This window comes from Chitinophaga pendula (genome assembly GCF_020386615.1).
GTDB classification, from domain to species: Bacteria; Bacteroidota; Bacteroidia; order Chitinophagales; family Chitinophagaceae; genus Chitinophaga; species Chitinophaga pendula.
Map to the genome: position 1 here is coordinate 5,701,479 of NZ_CP077769.1, position 25,268 is coordinate 5,726,746.

At 49.5% G+C, this 25,268-nt stretch carries 10 protein-coding genes; 1 reads left to right on the plus strand and 9 read right to left on the minus strand.

Going from position 1 to position 25,268, the window contains the following annotated elements; genetic code table 11:
• Positions 1-27 precede the first annotated feature (27 nt).
• The 7 genes from KTO58_RS21140 to KTO58_RS21170 form a co-directional block, all read right to left on the minus strand.
• On the minus strand, positions 28-14,364 hold the full coding sequence (locus KTO58_RS21140; RefSeq protein WP_095837491.1) for a DUF7927 domain-containing protein: 14,337 nt from the start codon (positions 14,362-14,364) through the stop codon (positions 28-30).
• A gap of 416 nt (positions 14,365-14,780) precedes the next feature.
• Positions 14,781-16,358 (minus strand): F0F1 ATP synthase subunit alpha, encoded by a 1,578-nt coding sequence (gene atpA / locus KTO58_RS21145; protein ID WP_095837490.1) that lies wholly within the window; start codon positions 16,356-16,358, stop codon positions 14,781-14,783.
• Between the two features lie 92 nt (positions 16,359-16,450).
• Entirely contained in the window at positions 16,451-17,011 is a 561-nt protein-coding gene (gene atpH, locus KTO58_RS21150) for an ATP synthase F1 subunit delta (RefSeq protein WP_095837489.1), read from the minus strand.
• 54 nt (positions 17,012-17,065) lie between these two features.
• Entirely contained in the window at positions 17,066-17,560 is a 495-nt protein-coding gene (atpF, locus tag KTO58_RS21155) for a F0F1 ATP synthase subunit B (RefSeq protein ID WP_095837488.1), read from the minus strand.
• A gap of 130 nt (positions 17,561-17,690) precedes the next feature.
• The gene (gene atpE / locus KTO58_RS21160; RefSeq protein ID WP_095837487.1) at positions 17,691-17,948 is read right to left on the minus strand and encodes an ATP synthase F0 subunit C; all 258 of its coding nucleotides are present in this window, start codon (positions 17,946-17,948) and stop codon (positions 17,691-17,693) included.
• Positions 17,949-18,025: 77 nt separating this feature from the next.
• A complete protein-coding gene (atpB, locus tag KTO58_RS21165) occupies positions 18,026-19,168 on the minus strand; it encodes a F0F1 ATP synthase subunit A (RefSeq protein ID WP_225859860.1) in 1,143 nt (380 codons plus the stop codon).
• A gap of 263 nt (positions 19,169-19,431) precedes the next feature.
• Positions 19,432-21,198: an ABC transporter ATP-binding protein gene (locus KTO58_RS21170; protein WP_095837485.1), complete on the minus strand. Its 1,767-nt coding sequence runs from the start codon at positions 21,196-21,198 to the stop codon at positions 19,432-19,434.
• A gap of 488 nt (positions 21,199-21,686) precedes the next feature.
• Here KTO58_RS21170 and KTO58_RS21175 point away from each other — a divergent pair, with 488 nt between their 5' ends.
• Positions 21,687-21,899, plus strand: coding sequence for a hypothetical protein (locus KTO58_RS21175; RefSeq protein WP_095837484.1), 213 nt, complete (start codon positions 21,687-21,689; stop codon positions 21,897-21,899).
• A gap of 382 nt (positions 21,900-22,281) precedes the next feature.
• Here the strand turns inward: KTO58_RS21175 and KTO58_RS21180 are convergent, their stop codons facing one another.
• Both KTO58_RS21180 and KTO58_RS21185 read right to left on the minus strand, forming a co-directional pair.
• On the minus strand, positions 22,282-24,126 hold the full coding sequence (locus KTO58_RS21180; RefSeq protein WP_095837483.1) for an eCIS core domain-containing protein: 1,845 nt from the start codon (positions 24,124-24,126) through the stop codon (positions 22,282-22,284).
• 722 nt (positions 24,127-24,848) lie between these two features.
• Positions 24,849-25,268 carry a DUF433 domain-containing protein gene (locus KTO58_RS21185; RefSeq protein ID WP_095837482.1) on the minus strand — a complete coding sequence of 140 codons (420 nt, stop codon included), beginning with the start codon at positions 25,266-25,268 and terminating at the stop codon, positions 24,849-24,851.

Sequence of the window (25,268 nt, forward strand, 5' to 3'; positions counted from 1 at the left end):
TGGTAAAACCATCACTGCTTTTTTTGTCTATCGTAACAATTCGATCCAGCCTTTGTACACTTTAGTACCCTCCGGCATCTTGAGTTCCAGCAGGTAGTAATAAGTGCCTTCGTTAAGACCGTTGCCATCCCATTCGTTGCGATAGTTCTTGGACTGGAACACCTGATTGCCCCAGCGGTTATAAATAAGCAGGGATGATCCTGGGAAGCGCTCTATACCGACGATGACGAACTTATCGTTCTTACCGTCGCCATTGGGGGTGATTACATTAGGAACATATATGTTGTCGCCCGTCACCTGTTCTTCTCTCGTACGGGACTTATTATTCGATGGATCAGGGTCACGCTCTTTCGCCGTCGCTGTCGCCTCGTTGACGACAGTACCCGGCCCATTGATGCGGGCACTGAATTTCAATACCGCATTCTGCCCTGTCGCCAGCGATGGTATACGCCAGGAGATCCGCCGGTTGATCACATCGTAGGTAGCCACCCCAACGGTAGCATCGAAGCTGCCGGTCTGATCCAGGTTGCTCACCAGCTGATCATCCACCACTACATTGGTAGCCGTATTAGGACCGGTGTTGGTTAGCGTGAGTGTAAAGTCTGCCTTACCTCCTACGCGCATCGGGGTATTGTTATCCAGCGTTTTAACCAGCCGTAGGTCTGCCAGTTCTTCGTTATTGAGCGTAGAGATAGCCGTATCCGGTATCGCCGGGTTAGGTTGATTATCTCTTCCAGTCACTTTCACTATGGCGGTATTTACAATGTTGCCGCTTTCTCTCAGCGTCACTTCATATTCCAGGCTGGCCGTCGCATTCGGACGCATCACACCGATCACCCAGGCGATCCTGCGTGTACCCGCATCATAAGAGGCGCTGCCGGCGGCAGGCGCCGAAATAGCCGGATCAGATACTTTATTAGCTGGTGGCAGTTGGTCGGTCACATTAACCGGATTGAGCGTCAGTACCCCCGGTGCACTCACCGTCAGGCGATAACGCACCGTACTGCCCACGGCATATGGGCCGGCCGTCAACACTTCCTTCGTGATCTGCAATGGCGTCTGCGGTAGTATAGGAGTTACCACCTTATCACTTGTATTATCTGTCACAATCGGATCGGTCACTCCCGGCGGCGGCTGTACGCTGGCAGTATTTTCCAGCTGTCCGCTACCATCCGCGATCGCCCTGATCAGTATCCGCACCACGCCGCCTGCCGGCAACGTACCGATGGTTCCTTGCAACACATTGCTATTCACAGCTAGGCTTACATTAGCAGCGCCCCCTGTAGCGGATTGTACCTCCGCTCTGGCATTCCGGATACCCGCCGGTAACTGATCCGTGACGGTAGCACCGTCCGCAGCACCAGCTCCGCGGTTACCAATCTCCAGCCTGTAATACATACTATCCTTGTTGATCACCTGGTCCAGACCGGTCTTATTGATATACAGGTCAGCCTGACGTCCTACCCGGGTAGCGGTCGTATTGGAGGAGGTGGTCACCCCTGTTCCGTTGATAGCATATGCTGTATTATTCAGCGTGCCGCTGAATGCAGGATCGATCGTACCAGTTATCTGTAAGGTGATCCTGTTGGCATTGCCGGCTGCCAGGTCAGCGGATATACCGATGATGTTGCCGCTGCCATTAGCCGTAGCGCCTCCCTGTACCGTAGCATTACCGGTAGCAGTTGCGGTCCAGGTAACGTTGCGCAGCTGTGCCGGCACCGTATCCCGTATCGTCAGCCCTTTCGCATTAGCCGGGCCTGCATTGGCGACATTGATCGTATAGGTCAGCGTCTCCCCTGCATTGGCAGTAGTAGCAGCTACTTTACTCAGCGAGATCCTGCTGGCAGTCGCATCTATCTGTGTAGTCACAGGGGCTGAGGTAACGGTCGTGCCATCCGGCTTATCTACACTGGCCGTATTGGTGATCACACCAGATGTCGCATCTGCATTCACCGTTCCTGTCACTGTAATCTGCAATTCATTACCTGCACCTGCTGCGACGTTGCCCGCGATGACGATATTATTACCGGTACCACTGCTGGCGCCCGTTACGGTAGCATTACCTCTCGCCGTTACTGTCCAACCTACCTGTTGCACCACAGCGGGTACCACATCCCTGATCTGCAACCCACTCACATTAGACGGTCCCTGGTTGCCTACACTGATCACATAGGTGATCGGCGCACCGGCAGCTACATTAGCAGGTCCTATCTTCGATACCGTTACATTAGCCTGGTTCCGTACTATAGTGCTGATATCAGATGTGTACACGCTGTCACGATGCTTCAAGGTAGCCAGGTTGGTCAATGTACCCTGGTAAGCAGGATCTACATCACCCGTTACGGTGATATGCACTGTATTGGCACTACCGGCAGGCAGGTCTGCATTAATGAATACATTATTGCCTGTACCGTTGGCCGCCCCGTTGATCACCGCAGCGCCCTGTATCGTAGCCGTCCAGTTAACATTACGTACGGTAACCGGCACGATATCTTGTATGACAACGCCGCTTGCATCAGAAGGTCCTATATTGACCGCATCAATGGTGTATCGTATAGGCGTACCGGCGGCGATCGTTGTCGGGCCGGATTTGGTGAATTGTATACCAGGTCTGTTAGTCACGGTAGTCGTCACAGAATCCCTGGTTTGTACAACACCCCCTTTACTTACACTGGTCAGATTCTTCAGCTGCCCTTCGAATCCGGCACTCACCGTACCTACTATATTGATGGTAACGCCATTATTGCTGCCTGCGGGCAGATCAGCGCCCACGTTGATAGTACTGCTGTTGCCATTGGCGGGGCCATTGATCACGGCGGCCCCTTGTGCCGTAGCGGTCCAGCTGACCGGCTGTATTGCCGCCGGTATATTGTCTGTGATACTGATACCTGGCGCATCAGATGGTCCGAGGTTACTTACTGTAATGACATATCGTATCTCACTACCGGCAGCGAGCGTACCGATACCATTTTTACTTACCCGCAAGCCTGGTTGATTGGTAACCGTGGTCTGTACGGGTGTACTGCTTACCGCGGTGCCACCCGGCAGGGTGTAGGTAGCCGTATTACTGAATGTTCCGGTGAAGGCCGGGTTTATAGTACCGGTGATCATCACCGCAATACTGTTTCCGGTACCTGCCGGCACATTCGCTACCAGGTTCACATTACCCGGGCGGTCAGCGATATTGCCGCCCTGAATGACAGCCGACCCGGCAGCAGTGGCAGACCAGGTAGCATTTTGCAATTGTGCCGGTAGTATATCGGCGATGGTTACACCGGCCGCATCTGACGGACCATTGTTAGTAACGTTGATCATATAAGTGATCGGGCCGCCTGCTATACCTCTGGCCGGGCCGGACTTACTGATCCGGAGACCGGGCGTATTGTTGACCGTAGTACTTACTTCGTTAGAAGGTACCACGCGTCCATCCGGGAAGGTGGCAGTTGCCTGGTTGCTGATAGTACCACTGAAGGACGGAGCTACCCGGCCGGTGATCGTAATGCGGATACTGTTACCGCTACCGGCAGGCATATCTGCGGTGAGGTTGACATTGCCGGTCTGTCCATTCAGGTTACCACCTGCAATGGTCGCGGCGCCTTCGGTATTGGCAGACCAGGTCCTGGTAGCCGGGTCTAACTGTACCGGCAGCTGATCCGTGATCGTAATACCCCTCGCATTGGATGGGCCGTTATTATACACATCGATCGTATAGGTCAGTATATTACCCGCGTCGATCACCGGCGGAGCCGCTTTCACCAGCTGTAAGCCGGGAGTATTGCGGATGCGGGTCACCACCGGTGTGGAAGTAACAGTTGTTCCGCCCGCAGGTGTTGCAGTAGCGGTATTGATCACCGACGTAGTTGCATCCGGATGAATGATACCATCCACCATCACAATAACCGTGTTATCGCTACCGGCAGGAATAGTCGCACTGAAGGCCACATCTCCCTGCTGACCACCGAGGTTACCACCATTGATAACCGCTGTGCCGTTGGCTGTAGCCGACCAGCTGGCATTGATCACAGAGTCTGGTAATATATCGGCGATCTGTACATCCAGTGCCGTAGATGGACCATTATTGGAAATAGTGATCGTATAATGTACCGGCGCGCCAGCATCCAGCACCTCAGGTCCGGACTTAACAACTCTCAGCGATGGGGTGTTCGTAACCGTAGTCGTGATCGTATTACTATTGACGGATATATTATTCGCACTTGCCGTGGCCGTGTTGTTGATAGCACCGCTAAAGTCCGGTGCTACTGTGCCGCTAACCGTAATGTTCACGACACCTCCCACGGGGATATTGGCGGCTGTAGCTACGGCATTGGTATTGCCCGTTGCAGTGCCTGTCAGGACAGCATTGCTACCAGCTGACGCATTCCAGTTGACACCCTGTATCGTTGCCGGCACCTGGTCGGTGATGTTCACATTGGTCGCATCGGAAGGACCGTCATTATGCACCGCTACCTGGTATTGGATCACATTACCGGCCGCTATGGCAGTAGGACCGCTCTTCACAACGCGCAGCCCGGCTTTTGCAGTAACGATGGTATTCACACTCACCTGTGCAGGAGACGGGTCTACAACACCTGCCGGCGGCGTAGCGCTAGCAGTATTCGTGAGTGTACCGGTGAAGGCAGGATTTACCTTCCCTTTTACCGTGATCCTTACAAAGCCTGTATTCACCGGTATATTAGTGTTGATATTGATAGTGTTGTTGCTGCCACTAGCAGGATTAGCCGTAGCGCCGCCACCAGTTTCTGCTGTCCAGGTCACTCCCTGTACATTTGCCGGCACGACATCATTGATCGTACCTCCGGTGAGGGAAGCCGGACCAACATTCCGTACATTCACCACATATACGATGGTATCTCCCGCTGCAATTGTTGCCGGTGCTGTTTTCGAGATACGCAGGTCAACTGAATTATTCACTGTAGTGACAAATGTGCTGGACTCATCGCCACCGAATGAAGCTACTACTGTGTTCACGATAGCGCCGCTGGCAGCGGCAGTTACGCGGCCTCTGGCGGTAAATATCACCTTGCCGGAACTACTGCCGCCTACATTGGCGGTCACCGAAATATTACCCGTACCGCTGGTAGCAGATACACCGGCTACTCCCTGCACAGTAGCTGTCCAGGACCAGGTCGCCGGGTCAATACCGGCAGGGACAGCATCCGTTACCACGACACCATTGGCGTCAGAAGGTCCGTTATTACTTAGCTCCATCGTATACACGATCTCATCGCCCACATTCACACTGGCAGGACCTGACTTGGAGATCAGTATGCCCACCTTTGTGGTGATATCTGTACCTATCTCACTACTGTTGGTAGATGGATCTGTTTCATGTACATCCGCAGGTAGCGTTACGGACGCCGTATTCACTATCCGGCCGGTTGCCGCCGGATCGACTATCCCCCTGATAGTCACCCTTACAGCGTCACCATTATCCGGCGAGATGGTTGCTGTCAGCGATACCATCTGCCCATTGATAACTACCGGGGTGACAGTGGCGGTACCTTCTGTTGCAGTGGTAGCCGAAATATTGGTGATGCCGGATGGCAATACATCCTGGATGGTGGCCCCTGTTACTGTAGACGGCCCCCTGTTGGTGATGCGCAGCTCATAACTGATCTGCTCACCCGCTGCCTTATTGGCCGGGCCGGTCTTAACGATTACCAGGTCGGCATCTTTGGAAAGATTGGTCACCACGATACCGGTCGCCGGTGAAGGATCTGTCACTCCTGCCGGAGGTACTGCTGTAGCCGTGTTCGTGATAGTCATGCTATTAGTACCCGGCGCTATTCTGCCTCTTACTAGGATAGTAACCGTACCTGCATTGGCAGGGATGGTGGCCAGTGCGCTGATGTTACCGCTGCCACTGGCAGGCGTGATGGTTACGCCGGTGCCGGTAGTCGTAGCCGACCAGGTAGCGCCTGTCAGTTCAGCCGGCATATTATCCGTAATCTGTATGCCGGCGGCATCAGACGGACCGTTGTTCTTTACAGTGATCGTGTAGAAAATGCTGTCTCCTGCCAATGCATTAACGGGACCGCTCTTCAGTACTACCAGATCAGCCTCGCGGCTTACCGTAGTGGTTATCTGTGATTGCACCGATGGTTGTCCGGCTGGGGTAACCGTAACAGTATTATTGACACTGGCGCCGGTAAAGGCAGCATCTATCTTCGTCCTGATCACCAATGTGATCACATCGTTAGCCCCTGGGGGCAATGTGCCGGTGATATTGATAGCGGTACCTGTTCCACTGGTGGCGCTGACAGTAGTGCCTGCACCAGCCGCCGTAGCGGTCCAGTTACTACCGGATAGACCAGCAGGCAGGTTATCTGCAATACTTATGTTGCCGGCTACAGAAGGGCCTGCATTGCGGATCGTGATCGTATAGATCAGGCTGTCTCCTGCCCTGGCGACCGTAGCTCCTGCTTTAGTCACCAGTAGGGATGGCTTGTTAGTCACCGCAGTAGTGATCGTAGAGGTAACCGGATCTTTTCCGGCGGGTGTTGCAGTGGCAGTATTCACGAGGGAAGTGCCGGTGAATGATGAATCCACCGTTCCTCTGATCGTCACCACCACATTATTGCCTGTACCGGCAGGTATGCTGGCGACCAGCTGTACGTTATTGCCTGTACCGGTAGCACCACTGGTTATCACTGCACCGTTGGCGTTAGTGCTCCAGCTGGTCCGGATCACCGCAGCAGGTACGATGTCCTGCAGCTGTACATTCGGCGCATCAGACGGGCCATCATTGGTTAGTGTGATCGTATACACTACATTTTCGCCGGCAGCGATGCTGGCAGGACCGGTTTTCACCACTTTCACCGCTGGTTGGTTGACGATCTCCGTAGTAGTAATGTTGGAGGTTACCGGCGGCTGACCCGCAGGAGTAGCGGTAGCACTGTTATTGATCTTTCCGGTAAAGGCAGCCTTTACACTACCCTGTATTCTGATCGTTAGCTTATTGCCGGCAGCCGCCATTATATCTGCCACCACCACTACATTGCTGCCGGTACCGGTAGCACCGGAAGTCACTGTTGCATTGGTAGCCGTAGTAATATCCCAGGTTACATTGTCGATGTTTGCGTCTACCAGGTCTTCGATCCTTACGTTTCTGGCATTGGATGGACCGGCATTGACGATGTCTATTGTATAAGATATGCGGGTGCCAGCAGCTAAGGTATCCGGAGCTGACTTAGTCACGCGCAGTGCCGCCCTGTTTACGATGGTAGTGATTACGGTATCGGACTGTACCGGTGTTTTACCAGCCGGCGTACCGGTGGCGGTATTTTGCAGCGATCCTGTAAAGTCAGGTGCCACCATCCCGGTGATATTGATCGTCAGCTTATTGCCCGATGCCGCCGGGATGTTGGCATTCAGTACCAGGTTAGATCCGGTACCGGTAGCACCGGTAGTGATCGTTACCCCACCTGCTACCGTGGTAGTCCAGGCGGGATTTTGTATAGCAGCCGGTATCATATCTGTAAGCTGTACATTCTTCGCGTCGGAAGGACCATTATTGATCACTGTGATGAGATAAGTGATCGGATCTCCTGCTGCGAGTGTATCTGCTCCTACTTTGGTGATGATCAGATTCGGCTGATTGGTGATCAATGTCCTTACGGTGTCTGTCACAATAGGTTGGCCTGCCGGCTGTGCAGTAGCACCGTTCTTGATGGTATCTTCTACCGCTGCCCCCACTTTGCCATTGATCGTGATCGTTACTTTTGCCGCTCCTGCTGCCGGGATATCGGCATTTACAGCTACCGGATTGGCAGTACCCGAATTACCACTGTTGATCACCGCACCATTGGTAGCGGTTGCACTCCAGCCTGTCATGGTTACACCCGCCGGCAACTGGTCATTGATAGCCACATTTTTGGCATCAGAGGGACCGGCATTCGTTACATCTATAGTATATGAAATATTGCTGCCTGCAGCTAATGTCGATGGTCCGGCTTTGGATATCCGTACATTGGATTTATTCTGCACTTTGGTTTTAGCCGTATCCGACGTAATAGCAGGCTTACCAGGAATAGTAGCGGTAGCCACATTTTTCAAGGTATCAGTAAAAGCGGCATCCACTCTACCAGTGATCGTAACAGTGATCTCATTGGCCGGGCCGGTAGGTATTGTTCCCTGTACGGAAACGGCATTGCCGGTACCACTGGTGCTACCTGTAATAGTAGCCCTTCCTACTGTCGTAGCGGTCCATCTTACATTACTGATCTGTACAGGCACCTGGTCTCTGATCGTGATATTTTTCGCATCAGAAAGTCCTTCATTGTTGACAGATACGGTATAGGTAATATCCGTACCTGCGGCAATAGTATCCGGTGCATCTTTCTCTACCTGAAGGTCTGCTTCATTGACGATAACAGTAGGTACTTCAGGAGAAGGTACAACTGGCCGGTTGCCAGTTTTTGCAAAGGCGCGGTTGATGATCCTGCCCTCGAAGGCCGGATCTGCAACGCCATCCACAGTGATGATCGCCTGGTTGCCGCTTCCTGCAGCCACGTTGGCGACTACCGTCAGGATATTGTTTCCCGCCGCATCCGTGTTGATGTCGCCGGAAAGGATGCGTGCATTTCCCTGAATAGCGGTATGTACATCTGGCAGCAATACCTGCGGAGGTATGGTATCCGTAATCGTTACATTGAATGCATCTGAAGGTCCTGCATTGCTCAGGGTAAGTGTATATATCACCGGTGCGCCGGCAGCTACGGTATCGTCTGCTGCCTTACTTAAAGTCAGGTCAGGGCTATACCTGATATTGGTGATAATAGTATTGGAGGTAATATCAGGCTGGCCCGGTACATTCACTGTTGACGCATTATCAAAGCTACCGCTGGCAGCTGGCTTAACGATACCGCTTATGCGTATGTTGATCGCATTACCGGAGCCGGCGGGGATATTACCTGTCACCTGCAGATTATATCCATTGCCGGTAGCACCACTGGTGACGGTAGCCGTACCGGTGGCGGTTGCCGTCCATGATACGCCGGCATCTATCAGGTTAGATAAAACATCGCTTATCGTAGCATTTACGGCATCAGAAGGCCCGTTGTTAGTTACGTTCAGTGTATACACGATCGCCGCACCTGCACTGACGGTATCCGGTCCGGACTTGGTAATCACCAATCCTGGCTGGTTGATCACCGCTGTTTTGTTCGTACCGGTTACGGCTATGCCACCCGAAGGGGTCGCCGTAGCAGTATTCACCAATGTATCGGTGGCGCCGGGACGTACCCTACCACTTACATTGATAACAAGGGTATTACCTGCGCCAACAGGTATATTGGCAGCAGTGCTGATATTATTGCCGGTACCGCTGAATGGCGCATTGGAAGCCGGCGTAACACTACCGCTGGCAGTGATATTCCAAACCACCTCTGTAATATCAGCCGGGATAATATCCGAGATATTGACACCAGTTGCGTCAGATGGTCCTGCATTCGTTACAGTAACGGTATAGTTAATCGTACTCCCCGCAGCGACCCTTCCGTTTGGTGGTCCTACCTTCACTACATTTATTCCTGTCTGCGTATTTAAAGTAGTCGTAACGGTATTGGAATTTACCGGTGTCTTTCCGGCAGGTGTTACGGTAGCTGTATTGCTGACGGCGCCCACAGCAGCAGTATTTAACTTACCCCTGATATTAATGGTGATACTGTTAGCAGTCCCTGCGGGAATGGTGGTCGTCAGGCTGACATTTCCGGTACCGCTAGTAACGCTGGCGGTGGCGGTTCCGGCGGTAGTAACCGTCCATTTGGCGCCGATAATGGTTGAGGGTAGCACGTCTGCTACAGCAGCGTTCACCATATCAGACGGGCCATTATTGACCACTACGATATTATAGATAATACTATCTCCCGCAACGGCTGAAGCAGGACCTGTCTTAGTAATATTAAGATTGTTGACCGTGCTGGCCTGGTCCGTATCTGTTGCGCTGTTGTTATTGGTATTGTTATCGGTAAAACCATTAGGTGCGGTAACACTTGCTGTATTAGATAGTGAGCCATCCGTATTAACCGAGGCATAGGATGACGGTACCTGGATCGTAAAGTTATATGTGATGGAATCTCCTGCCGGTATATTTACCAGCTGATCGATCGCTCCGTTACCACTGGAGGCAGGCAGTGTTGCACCACCGGCTGCAGCTGCATTCCAGGTAGCGCTTGTGATACCGGTTGGCAAAGCATCTGTTACCCTGGCGCCTCTCACATCGGAAGGCCCTGCATTCTTTACTACTATCGTATATTCGATACCGGTACCAGGTGTATAGGTAGTTTTACCATCCGTTTTGGTAACAGACAGATCACCGGTAAGGGAGACCGGCGTAGTTACTGTAGCGGTATCGGGTGTCGGATCGGTTACGCCTGTGGGCGGTGTGGTGGTCGCACTATTGGCGATCGTTCCGTTGGCGGCGCTGCTTACACTACCTGCAATAGCAAGGCTTACGCTCGCACCAGGTGCCAGGGTTACGCCTGTCCAGCTATGATTGCTGCTGTTGAAGGTGCCTGCGGACGCCGTATAGGAAGTTGCTGTAAAGTTAGCTGGCAGATCATCTCTTACGAAAAACGTTTCACTGCTTTGTATGGTAGAGGGTCCGTTATTGATAACGGTGATAGTATAGGTAAGATTCTGACCGGCGACTACTGTTGCCGGATTGGCGGTCTTCCTCACTTTCAGGTCGGCAGTAGCTGCCAGTACAGCGATTGTTACTGTGGCATGTGCACAGGCATTTTTATTATCACAGATGCTGTATACAAACTTATCCGTGCCTGTGAATCCGGCGTTAGGAGTGTAGGTAAAAGTACCATCTGCATTTAAGGTGAGGGTACCATTTGAAGGGCCGGATATAGGAGTGGTAGTAACGGTAAGCGGATCATTTTCCGGATCGCTGTCATTGGTCTTTACATTTCCGCTTACTGCCACATCGCGCGGTGTGCTGAAGTTATCGTCTACAGCTACCGGTGGATTATTAGGCACTGTACCAGTTACCGTAGAAGCGTTATTGTTGTTATTAGGATCAGGGATGGTGATATCGGTCGCTACTGATCCTGTATTAGTAATGGTTTTGCCGCCTACTGAGGTAGTTTTGATCCTGCCGGTAATGGTCACTACAATTTTGTTACCTGCTCCAAATGGGATATCTGCATCGATGTCGATAACGCGACCGGTACCTGTTGCCGGGGAGAAAGATACGCCGGCGCCGGTACCTGTAGCTGTCCAGCTGATATTCTCCATGTCTTCAGGCAACAAATCCTGGATAACCAGCCCCAATGCATCTGAAGGACCATCATTTTCTACGGTCAGTGTATAGGTCAGCGTACTACCTGTGCGATAGGTATTGCCCGCATCAGATTTGGTGATCCTGGCATCTGCCCGGCGGGTAAAGGTGAGTATGACGGTGTCCCTGGAAGGCGGACAGCTACCATTCGAGATGGTCCACACCAGTGCCGCTGTAGTATTAGGCTGTAAGGTGGCCATCGTTGTGGCATTATTAGCGTTAGCGATAGTCGCGGTGCTCCCTGCTGCCACACTCCATTGGCCGGTACCGGTGGTAGGCGTATTGCCGGTGATATTAAATATTCCTGAGTTATAGTTAGTCTGGTCAGCGCCCGCATTGGCAGCTGTCGGCAATGCCTGTACCGTAATATCAACGGTATCCGCACTGGTAGCACACGGGGCGTTGGTGATTGCCCATCTGAAGCGATAGGTACCAGGTATTAGTCCGGTGATAGGGGTGTTACCTTGTGCGGGGTTAGTGATCGCCGCTGTGTTAGGGCCGTTGAGTTGAGACCAGGCACCGGCACCATTGGTAGGCGTATTACCCGCCAGTGTCGCAGTAGTCGCATTACACAATACCTGATCAGGGCCGGCATTAGCCGTAGTAGTTTGTGGTACCACTGTGATCCTCACTGTATCCGCACTGGCAGCACAGCTACCATTATTGATCGCCCACCTGAAGTTATATACTCCTGGTACCAGACCGGTAATGGTAGTATTTGCCTGGGCGGGATTAGTGATAGTAGCGGTATTGGGACCACCGGCCAACTGGGTCCAGGTACCGGTTCCTACAGATGGCGTATTACCTGCAAGTGTGGCGGAAGTAGCGACACATAGGCTTTGATCCGGTCCTGCATCCGATGTGGTAGGTGCGGCAGATATCGTTACGGAACCTGATTTGATATTGTTGCAACCAGCTCCGGAGGGGGCGCCATCACATTCCCGCTGCGGATCGGTAGGATTGGCCACCATGTTATCTGTCGCATCCGGATCTATATCTGTTGCGGAACGCATAACGGAGACATTGGCGATGCCGATACCATTGGCGGGCCTGGTGGCTGCTACTGCTGTAAAGACATAAGTAGCAGAAGCGCTATTATTAAGGTTCACGCTATCTACATAGGAAGTTCCGCTGGTAGTTCCGGCACCAAATGAGCCTGTGCCGGTAGTAGCCAGGGTACGGCTCACACGGGTAAGGTTAGTAAAACCGGCCGGCACGCTGAAGTTGATGCGTGCGTTGGAAGCTGCTTCCGGCCCATTGTTACGCACCACAAAAGTATACTGTATCGTACCTCCTACACAGACGGTGGCTGGTGCAGGCGTGATAGATACCAGTTCGAGATCAGCGACTTTGCGGGTATCTGCCGTATCTGTCGCCACATTATTGGTCGAATTGGCATCGTATTCATTGGAAGCGATTGCCAGGTTGACGATGGTATTAGGTGCATTTGCCGCCACTGATACGGGGACAGTAATAGACGGATAAGCGGCGCCAATCGCCAGTGCATCTGTACGACTGGCCACTACTGCACCTGCTACGGGCGTAAAGGTCCAGCCGGTTCCTGAGGGGCTACCATTCAGGGTAAGACCTGTGGGTAAGTTATCCTGTATGCTGACGGTGCTCAGATTAGGTTTGGCATCCGTACCCACATTGGTAACAGTGAGCAGGTAGCTGCCGGTGCCTCCGGGCCGCAGATTTCCTGTTTTAGCTTTTGTCAGCTGCAGATCCGGGTTGATGATCTGTGTGATGGCTAGGGAGGTATCATTCGAGTTATCAGGATCTGTGATGCCTATGGAAGAGGGGCTGACGTAAGCTTTGTTCTGCAACTGACCGTTGGCCGGTTTATTCATCACCGTACCCGAGACCGTAAAGGTCATCGAACTTTTCGCGATCATATTCATGGTGATGTTGGCAAAGCTGGTATTGCTATATCCTGATGCGGTATTACCTGTGAACCCGTCATTGGAAAAGCTAACGGAACTAATGTTAAATCCGTTAGCCGGTGTAAATGCATCTGTCAGTGGCAGACCATTCAATGCAGAACCGGTCTCATTGTAAACAGTCACCTTATAGGTAAGCAGATCTCCCACTTTCGCCAGGGGTTGATTAACTGTCTTTTGGACACGAACATTGCCGGGGGTGGTAATGATCAGATTTCTTACTTCATGTTTATTAAAGCCTCCACCAGTAGAAGCAGCGAATCCCAGTTTAAGATTAGCCGGGGGAGCACTGGTGAGAGTAGTAGGGCCGAATACGGTCCTGAATGCGCCGGTCTCACTGGTTTTAAGCCGAACGGTAATGGAATAATTAGCGCCGGACGGTGTGATCTCTACCTGTACACGGCGATAGAACTGGGTGCTGGTAGGCCGGGTCTGGGTGAGTACGTCATAGTCAATGCTGACACCTGCTGCCGAGCCGCTGAGATAGCTATAGCTAGAAGACGCTGGGCCACGGGCAGAAATGAAGTCGGTGGTATTAGTACCGATCGGTGCGCCACCTACTTTACCGCCACCACTGTTGGCATAGTTTCCGAATTCATCGATCCCGATGCCTACATATCCACCAGCGAGACCTTGTTGATTGGTAGACTGTGCATATCCAAGGCTACCACCGGAAGCACCAATACGAAATGGGTTGGTGGTAGCGTCGAACAGGAATATAGAGAAACCATCTGCGCCACCGAAAGTGGGGTTGCTACGGCGCCAGGCGGTGTATTCAAAGTCCATGAGTATACCGAGCGAGGAAGGGAAGCTCTGGTTTACATAGGCAAAACCGGCCTGGTTCAGCTCATCTTCTGTAAGTCGGAGCCAGCCATCTCCATTGGGATCTATTGATCCGGAGGTAAGTTTCGCTCCCCCACCCAGGGTAACGTTGCCGGCGGAATTGCCTTTAAAGTTCTCGGTAATGGTAAACTGCGCGTAGGAGCTTTGTGAGCAGAGCAAACAAAGAAAGGCCATCAGGAGGATAGCGGTGTTGGTGGTGATCCTTCTGCGGATGTGGAGGAGGGTCAAACAATCTTTTTGTTCACTCGGTAACGCGGGTAGCTTTTTATCCATGCAATGCTCGTTTTAGTGGTTGGAATGGGACACCGGGGCACGAAGGCTCACTATGGCATTTGCTGCTTGTTTGGGTTTTCACCGGCAGTAGATGACATACAACGACCTAATTCAACTGTTACGCAGTTGATATGCTTTTTAATGGTTCTTAGAGACACACACGGAAGGGTACTCCGTTAATGCGGATTTTGGTCTATCAGATAGCGATTATGCGGTAATAAATTCCTCAGCCATTCAACATGATTTCTTGCTATGCGGTATAATTAGTAACGCATAAGTCAGCATAGGGTTTAAAAAGAAGAAAAAATTTTGATGGGATTGGGTGATGGAGTTGAAGGTGATGGGTTGAAGGTGATGGGAATAAAAAAGCCCAACGCCGGGGGCGTCGGGCTTTTTTTATTTTTTAGTCATTGAACTTAGGCGAATCTTGGTTTCAGTTCGTTGGCCAGGGTCACCATGCGTTTGATACCATCTTCTGGCAGGTTACCTTTTTTGAACTCACCCAGTACTTCAGGGAGACGTACTTCCATTTCGTTGAGGAACGCCTCTTCGAATGCGCGTACATTTTTCACTGGTACTTCACGGAGCAGACCGTTGGTACCCAGGTAGATCATAGCTACCTGTTTTTCTACTGCGTAAGGGCTAAACTGAGCTTGTTTGAGGATTTCCACGTTACGGGCACCTTTATCCAGTACGGATTTGGTAGCGGCATCGAGGTCACCACCGAATTTAGAGAAGGCTTCCATCTCGCGATATTGAGCCTGGTCCAGTTTCAGGGTACCGGATACTTTCTTCATGGATTTGATCTGAGCGTTACCACCCACGCGGCTTACGGAGATACCTACGTTGATAGCGGGGCGGATACCTGCGTTGAACAAGTTTGATTCCAGGAAGATCTGACCATCGGTAATGGAGATCACGTTGGTGGGGATGTATGCAGATACGTCACCTGCCTGTGTTTCGATGATAGGCAATGCGGTGAGGGATCCACCACCTTTTACGAGGTGTTTGATAGAATCCGGGCAGTCGTTCATCTGCTGTGCGATCTCATCTTTGGAGATAATTTTAGCAGCACGTTCGAGCAGGCGGCTGTGGAGGTAGAATACGTCACCAGGGTATGCTTCACGTCCGGGAGGTCGGCGGAGCAGCAGGGATACTTCACGGTACGCAACGGCTTGTTTGGACAGATCATCATAAACGATGAGAGCAGGACGACCGGTATCGCGGAAGAATTCACCGATAGCGGCGCCGGCGAATGGAGCGAAGAACTGGAGAGGAGCCGGGTCAGCAGCGGAAGCAGCTACGATGGTGGTATAAGCCATAGCGCCGTTGTCCTGCAGGGTCTTCATCACACCAGCGATGGTAGATGCTTTCTGACCGATAGCTACGTATATGCAATATACAGGCTTGCCTGCATCAAAAAATTCTTTCTGGTTGATGATGGTATCCAGGCAGATGGCAGTTTTACCGGTCTGACGGTCACCGATCACGAGTTCACGTTGTCCACGGCCTACGGGGATCATGGCGTCGATCGCTTTGATACCTGTCTGCAGGGGTTCTTTTACTGGTTCGCGGTAGATAACGCCAGGAGCTTTACGCTCCAGGGGCATTTCATACAGTTCGCCGGTTACGGGGCCTTTACCATCGATAGGTTCGCCCAGCGTATTGATTACGCGACCAACGAGACCTTCCCCTACTTTAATGGAAGCGATCTGACCGGTACGGCGTACTTTATCACCTTCTTTAATTCCTTTTGATTCACCCATCAATACCACACCAACGTTATCTTCTTCGAGGTTGAGGGCGATTGCTTTCACATCGTTTTCGAAGCTCACCAATTCCCCTGCGCGCACGTTGTTCAGTCCATATACACGGGCAATACCATCACCCACCTGCAATACGGTACCTACCTCTTCGAGGTCGGCAGAAGCATTGAAGTTGCTTAACTGCTGGCGGAGTATCGCCGAAATTTCATCAGGTTTGATTTCAACCATATATTGTTTTTTTAGAAAGGTCGTTAAAGTAAAACTATAGTATAACGACAGACAGCTTGGCGTGTACGCAGCGGCTGCTGTTTATATTGCTTTTAGCGAATATTCGGAACGTAAATGTTTTTCTCGAATTGTTTTTTGATGTCTTTCAGGTCACGGAGAACGGAAGCATCTACCAGTTTATCACCGGTTTCGAGTACAAATCCACCGATGAGCGCTTCATCTACTGATGTTTCCAGTTCGATGGAAGCATCGCTGCCAGCTTCTACCTGTTTTTTAATCAGTGCCAGTGTAGCAGCATCCAAGGGAACGGCGGAAGTAATCTTTACTTTATTGATCTTTTTGATCACATCGTATTCCTGCAGGTATGCGGAGAGCATTTCGGGCAGGTAGCTTTCGCGGCCTTTGGAGATCAGCAGGTTGATAAAGGACGCGGTGAGATTGCTCACTTTACCTTCCAGAACGGCTGCCAGGATCTTCTGCTTTTTATCGGCTTTGATGATGGGACTTTTGAGCAAAGCCACCACATCGCGATTGCCTTTGAAGAGCTGTTGCAATACAAGCATATCCTGCTGTACAGGTTCCAGCTGGTTCTGTTCTACTGCCAGGTCCACCAGAGATTTTGCATACCGGGATGCTAAACGGGGATTTTGCATAAATTTATTATAAGTGCTAAAATGTAAAGTTGTCCGGTAGGGACCACAGCTACATTAGTTCAGTTTAATTTCTCCAGCCAGTTGTTGTACATATTGCTCCTGAGCAGATTTGTCTGCCAGTTCTTTGCGCAATACTTTTTCTGCTACTTCGATTACGAGGGCGCCTACCTGGTTTTTCACGTCGGTGAGGGCAGCCATTTTCTGGTTATCGATAGCGGTGTAGGCTTCGTTGATGATCTTTTTAGCTTCTGCCTGAGCCTGGGCTTTAGCTTCAGCAATGATCTGATCTTTGGCGTCTTTTGCTTCTTTGAGAATTTTGCTTCTCTCAGCTTTAGCTTCGGCCAGGACGTGTTCATGCTCTGCTTTCATCTGCGCCATTTCTTCTTTCACCCTTTCGGCTGATAAGATAGCATCGGCGATAGATGTTTCCCTTTCTTTCAAGGTAGCCAGGATAGGCTTCCAGGCAAATTTTTTCAGGATGAGGAAAACAATAATGAAGATCAGGAATGAGATTGTAAACAAGCCTAATTCGGGCAGCAACAGATCCATAGTTATAAATTGTAGTAATTATTGAGTTTGGATTTGATAAGCTAAGTTGCGGAAACTGATATTTACAGGCAACGGTCAAAATAATACTGCATCCATTGCCCTGTGCGCCGGATGCAGTAATAATTTTGGCTTAGAGTACTACTGCCAGCAGACCAGCGATAACGCCGAACAGGGCAACACCCTCTACCAGCGCCGCAGCCAGGATCATGTTTGCACGGATGTCGTTAGCAGCTTCGGGCTGACGAGCGATAGATTCCAGCGCGCTCTTACCGATGTTACCTACACCGATACCAGCTGCGATAGCAGCGATACCAGCACCAACAGCACCACCAGCTTTAGCCAGGCCAGAAGTAGCAGCAGCCTGCAATAAAACAGTCAAAATTGCCATAATTGTAAATATATGTTGTTATTAAAAATACGTTATCTCTGTTGGCCGGCCTTTTACAGGGGCCAGATCACCATTTATTAGTGATGATCATCGTGTGCACCTTCCATTGCCTGGCCGATAAATACGGCGGTCAGGTTGGCAAAGATAAAGGCCTGTATGAAGGCAACTAGCAGCTCCAGCATCATCATTACGATGTTGAATGCAACAGTGATGGGCAGGAAGCCGTAACCGGCCGCTTTGCTCAGGGAGCCGAATATAAATACCAGTGAAATGATGCTCAGGATGATGATGTGACCTGCGAGGATGTTGGCAAACAACCTGATCGCGAGGGATACTGGTTTGGTGAATACACCGATCAACTCTACAGGCGCCAGGATGAACTTAACCAGGAAAGGAACCGGAGGGTTCAGGATGTGCCCCCAGTAGTGTTTATTAGAGCTGAAGAGGATGGCGATGAAGCTGATGATAGCCAGGGCAGCGGTAACGGCGATGTTGCCGGTTACGTTGGCAGAGCCCGGTAACAGTCCTAACAGGTTGTTGATCAGGATAAAGAAGAAGATAGTCAGGATCAGCGGGGTGTATTTAGCCGCGCTTTTGCCAGGGATATTAGGTTTTACCACTTCGTCACGCATAAAGATGATGACCGGCTCGATAAGCCCCTGGAATCCTTTAGGCGCTTGTTTGGAACCGCGGGTGCGGTATGCTTTGGCGACACCCAGCATGAGGATCACCAGCAGAATAGCGGCAATGATCATGGAAGTGATGTTCTTGGTGATGGAAAGATCGTAGATCTTCTCACCGGTAGGCATATCATTCGCGTCTACGGCGATGATCTTACCTTCGGTATATTGAGCCGGATCCAGGCCTTTTTCATGCAGATAGTGTGCATTTACGAGGCGGTAGCCTTCGTAGGCGTGGTGGCCATGTTCAAACTTTGAGGAGGAAAAAACAGCAGTACCTCTGGCAGGATTGTAGATGATAACGGGCAGGGGCAAGGTAACGTGGTTGTCGCCGATGCTCAGGAGATGCCAGTCATGGGCATCCTTTACGTGGCCCAGTAATACTTCCTTCGCATTAAAGCCGCCTTTTTCAGCTTCGGCTTCATGGCCAGCAGCTGCTTCATGACCTTCATGAGCAGTAGCGGTTGCATGCTCTTCCTGGGGGGTATGCTCCCGGGCATTTACAGCAGTAGAAAATCCACCGAGGCAAAAAGCCATCATAAGGGCTACCAGACTATGTTTGAACGCTTTATAGGAAATCACCGTTTTCTGAAATTTTGCGCAAAGATAGTCGATTTTAAGTCAAAAATTAAACGGATCAGGAAAAAAAACGGGGCGCGCTAAAAAAGGTTGCTAAAATGTGTCCAAAGTACACACTGTAAAGCAATTGAGATACTGCCGAAAGATCGCATGTAACTCTCCAACAGGAGAAAAGAAAGGCGCATAGTTATATGCGCCTTTTTGTTATATGAATGATTTCATTACTATACGGCCGGGCCCGCTTTGGTGAATTGCATGGCATGCAACTTGGCATAGAAGCCCTCCAGTTTCAGCAATTCCTCATGGTTGCCCATTTCCTTGATCTCTCCTTTGTCGAGCACAATGATCTTATCTGCCTTACTGATAGTAGACAGGCGGTGTGCGATGACGATAGCGGTACGATCTGAGATCAGCTTATCGATCGCATTTTGTATAAGTTGTTCAGATTCAGTATCTACAGAAGAAGTGGCCTCATCCAGTATGAGGATGGCGGGATCATACAGCAATGCCCGTACAAAAGAGATCAGCTGCCGTTGTCCGAGGGAGAGGGTGCTCCCTCTTTCCATAACGAGGTAGTCGTATCCGCCCGGCAATTGCATGATAAAATCGTGCATACCGATCAGTCGGGCGGCTTCTTCTACCTGCTGCCGGCTGATGCCCGGATTACGAAGAGTGATGTTCTCATACACGGAGCCGGAGAACAGGAATACGTCCTGCAATACGACCCCAATCCTGCTACGTAAGGCAGATAGTTCATAATCCTGGATGTTGACCCCGTCCAGTTTGATCTGGCCTTTATTGATCTCATACAGCCTGTTGAGGATACTGATGATGGTTGTTTTACCGGAACCGGTATGCCCTACTATGGCGACCGTCTCTCCCGCATTTACACTAAAGTTAATATCTTTTAATACGTAATGCTCTTCTTTATAAGCAAAGTATACATGTTCGAAATCCAGGCTCCCTTTGGTTACCGGGGTGGTATGGGTACCTTTATTGGGCATGTAATCGTCACTATCCAATACTTTGAAGACCCGTTCACTGGCTACCATCCCCATCTGCAGGGTATTGAATTTATCTGCCAGCACGCGTAGCGGACGGAACAGCATGTTGAGGTACATAATGAAAGCGATCATTACCCCCTGGGTCACTTCATAGTTGAGGACCTTATTAGCGCCCCACCATACCATGAGGCCGAGTGAAATAGCCAGGATGATCTCCACTACTGGAAAGAATACGGAATAGGCAAATATGGCATCGATGTTTGCTTTCCGGTGTTCTTTGTTGATGGTCCGGAAGCGCGCATGTTCTCTTTTTTCCGCGGAGAAGGCCTGTACTACGACCATGCCGGTCAGGTGTTCTTGAACGAAAGCGTTCAGGGCGGACACGGCATTACGCACCTGGTGGAAGGATTTGTTAACGCTCTCTTTGAACAGGTAGGTAGCAAAAATGAGTACCGGGAAAGGTGACAGGCTGATCAGGGTCAGCCGCCAGTCTTCGTAAGCCATTACCCCGAGGATGGCCACGATCATCAACAGATCGGCCACAATAGAGATGATACCTTCTGAGAATACGTCGTTGATAGCTTCAATATCATTGATCGTACGGGTGGTTAAGGTTCCGATCGGTGTTTTGTCAAAAAAGCCCAGGTTCAGGTGCACTACCTTTTTAAAAACCGCCACTCGCAGGTCTTTGATCACGGATTGCCCCAGCCAGTTTGTCAGGTAGGAAAAGAAAAACCGTACGGCTGTTTCGAGGAGTAGTAATACCACCTGTACGATTGTCACGATGATCAGCATCTGCATCCACTGGTTGGTGATATATTTATCTACCGTCAGCTGGATGAGGTAAGGGCGTATAGGCGACAGGAGGGCCAATACGACCGTTAAAAATATAGAGGTGTAGAATGATCTTCGGTAGGGCGCTGCAAATGAGAATATGCGCCGCAATAAACTGAAGTCAAAAACTTTTTTTTGCGCTGAGTTGTCCAAGGAATCCAGGTTTCAATTTCCAAAAATGCTGCCGTTCATAGCCGAAACGAAAGCGCTAACAAACCTACTGCTTTTTACGGAATGCAAAAAAGAGAGAAAGTAGCAACGGTTAACAACCAACCCATTATTATAATAAATATATAAGATTAATGGCGCAATGAAGGCAAAAAAAATGCGATCTGCTTATCGAATATACATGCAGGTGTATCCTGCATGCGAAGGCTAGATAAATTTACCATGCACATCCCCCCTTTATCAGGAATAATTCCCTGTACGTTGAATCAAAAATTCGCCCAGTGTTCCGTATTATTTTTTTGTGATCACCCAACATCATTTAATCATCAACAATAATCAACTATGAAAACGTGCGTGAAACCGACCCTTATCGCAGTATCCCTATTCTGATCTCTTTTCTGCCCGATCCCAATTTTGCTGTTGAGCTTTGCGTCATATGGTGAAAACACCTGGGTGGTGTTGGCGGCGCCATCATGGAAGAAAACATTACAGTAAACGGTGGCGCATTTGCGACCTGCTTGTTTACACAAATCTATGCGCCGTCCTTCGTATTCAGAGATCGTAACAAAGTATCTTTCGAAGGTAGCGGCGTAGTTCCTGACATTGAAGTAAAATACAATGCAGATGCGGTGACAGCGGGTAGAGGCCCTCAGCCGGAAGCGGCTATTATTGCGTTGACCACATAGGATTTTAGTTGCTGATGAAAAGTCAAGCGGCTGTCTTCTGTTGATGGCAGCCACTTTTTATTTACATCTGTTCATCTAATTGTGACAAGTACTGTTGGAGCCATTCTATCATGTTATTTATTTCCTGTTGTTGTTTCTCCTGGTACGTGTCCGGACAAACAGCCCTATAAAAAGGAAACACCGCAGTAACGGCATAGATCAGTATGATCATCATCAAGCTTAGCCCCGACAGTGGCCATTGTTAATGGTTTTACTTTAGATATGGATATGGAGGAAATGTTACAATACTGGTACTATAATTTTTCAATAGCATAGTTTCACTTCCCTAACCTTTGCCAACAAATAAATAATATTTGAACATCCATATAGGTGGTTACTTTCTTTACCCTATTCTGTGGATAAGTTCATCCAGGTGCTGATCTGTTTTCTTATCGAACTTACTTCTTACTTCTTCATAAACGGCTTTATTAGCAGTCATAATAAACAGCGCTACCCTAAAAGGATCGTTTTCTACTAACTTCAGGGCTGTTTCAGGAGTACTGAAAAAATGTATGGTCGTGGAAAGAAATTCCGTACCACCCCTGCGATCTGAAAGGGAATGATAGCTTGATTCATCGGTGCTGCTATTTGCCATCACAAAGTGATTGATCGCATTACCAGCCGCCTCATTTCCGAAGGCATTAGGAACTGACAATGCAGCCATTTTCAATAGGGATTTCGACGGTGTAATACCCAATTCGGGATTCTCTGTGTCGTACCCGGTTTCGTTATTCTCCCGACCGACCAGACTACCCTGGCCGACCTTTCGTAAGTTATCCCCCTTGCTTCGGGCTCTCAGGAAATTGTGTAATGAAGCGAAATCCAATGGTGACAAGTTATTCTCCAAATGATGGCCTAACTCATGTAAGAGCACTCCCCTGGTAGCAACCGTCCCAACATGTAATATGCCATCTAATCTCCCTCCTTCTTCTTTTGCATTCATACCCATCGCCGACACGGGATCTAACTTATTTCTTTTCACACCTACATTGGTAACTTTGGTTGTCACCAGTTTATTAAACATCCTCCTGGCCTCCTCCGCATGTTGGGGAACTTTTCCCGGAAGATATTGCAGATTTCCCCCTCCAGCGCTACTACTTCCGTCCTGGGCTGCCTTGTGTAACCCACCTTTAAAAATCATCTGTATATAATCCGTACTCTTTAACACCTCACTAAGATCATTTTTGTATGCCGCTGCTTTCCGCTGGTGATCACCAGGTTTTGCAATCTGATCCTTAAAATGCTCACTAAATACTTTCCCCGATTCCAATGGTTGCTTTTCAGCCTTTAGCTTTTCTGCATGGGAAAGCATACCAATTGTTTCATTTTGCTCGGTGATATCCGTTTTCCAAAGTCGATAAGCCATTTGATCAAATGGCCCCGGCATACTTTGACCTGTGACATTGGAAGGAGGACCGAACATAGCATTCCTTCCGTAATTCAATGCATTTTGAACACCATACCCTCCTACCAGCCCCGCAACACCTCCAACAACGCCACCTATTGCTCCTCCTGCCAAACTGCCCAGCATACCAAACGACGATCCTAAAGCCGCACCAGTAACAGCTCCCTTATATATACCGGCCAATGGTACTGCTGCGCTCAGCAAGTCCCTTGTTATACCGAAAATCCCCTGTACCGTCGGATTGCTCACCGATTGCTGCTTCAACACTCCCACCTGCGCAACACCGCTCAATGCTTGTCGCCCCATTACATCCGCCTCCTGCTCCAGCCCTACATCATCATTGATCGGCCTAGCTCCCTTTCGCTGTATAGTAGGCTGTACCCTCCCCTGCTTTTGCTGCACCACATGCCAGGCCTCATGTGGCAAGTGCTTTTCCTGACCGGGCCCTATATGTATATCTGTACCTTGCGCATAAGCCAACGCCTGCAACTGCGCGGGTTTATCAGAGCTATAATGGACCTTCACATCGTCCATCGAGAAACCTGATGTCGCCTCAATACCTGTCTTTAACTGATCAGGCAGGCCGGTATTGTTAGGTCGGTAAGGACCAGCAGCCCTCAACTGAAAAGGCTTTGACTGCTCTTCTCTTTCTTCTGCGCTGTCATTTGAGGAATTAGCCATCTTCTGTATAGCTACCGCCGGCATCGACTTACCAGCATTTCCTTGTTCACGGATAACATTCTTTTCATCAGCTTGCTGTGTAACAGTCTTTTGAGAGAACATAACTTAATGGTTAAGGGATTGGATATAAGGGATATTCAGCTATTCTTCCAGGATACTTTACTACTAATTTAGTATTATTTGAGGTTTCATAATAGGGTATTTTTACGGGGAGTTATAGGAGGTTATAGAATGCCAAGTACCTTTAAGCCAGAAATTGTATTATCAGCATCACTGAAATTAGAGAAGCTTTTTAATTTTCTTCCAAGAAGAAAATAACTACGAAACTCTTTCAATCCTGCAGTCAAAATGTTATCTGCCAAGCGATGCAAAAAGAAGTCGTTGCCGGTATACACACCTCTAACGGAAACCTTCCATCTACGCCTTAATCAAGATCGCACACCTCTTCGGCATCACCATCGATGAACTTATCAACACGAACAGCTAGATACCCCAGGAGGTCAAAGTAGAAAATAAAACAATCTATGAGAAGCCAAGGCTCATCGAGCAACTCGACGAAGAGGACAAGCAATACTATACCGCATCATCGATACCACGCTCACCATCTCCAAGTTCAAAGACTTCTTTAAAAAGAACTTAGAAAACTCATAACGAACACATTATCAATATATAAAACTAAAATAGCCCCGACCGATGGCCGGGGCTATTTTATATCTTACTTATACCTCAGTTATACCTTAGACGAACCTTAAGCGAACCTAAGGTGGACCTGAGCAGGTAATTGACTAATTATCAATACCTTAAAAGTACACAAACTGAATCAATTAAATCTCATGCAATCTCTTTTCTACCCTCTCTGCTAGTAACCATCCCATAATACCAAACTCTGATTCTTCTAACTCATCTAAAGAACCCAAGAAAAAAATTTTCCCGTCCCTTGAGATAGAAACTCCATTCTTCTCAACAAAATCATCCTTAATTGACTTCCATCCACTACTAATACTCCGTAAGATACAACCATCACAATACTGATCTGTTGGACTATTAAGATCATGGCATACTCTATTCTTGCAATAAGAAACAGCAGATACTAACTCCTCAAGCGATAATTCAAAATCTTCTAAAAAACTAGTAAGACTTATTGCATAATTCGCGTGAGATAAGGCACTAAACACAGTTAAGCGCCTTCCCTTAATAACAGGCTGGCCAAAACCTCTATTAGCATTACGTTCTACAAAATCCAT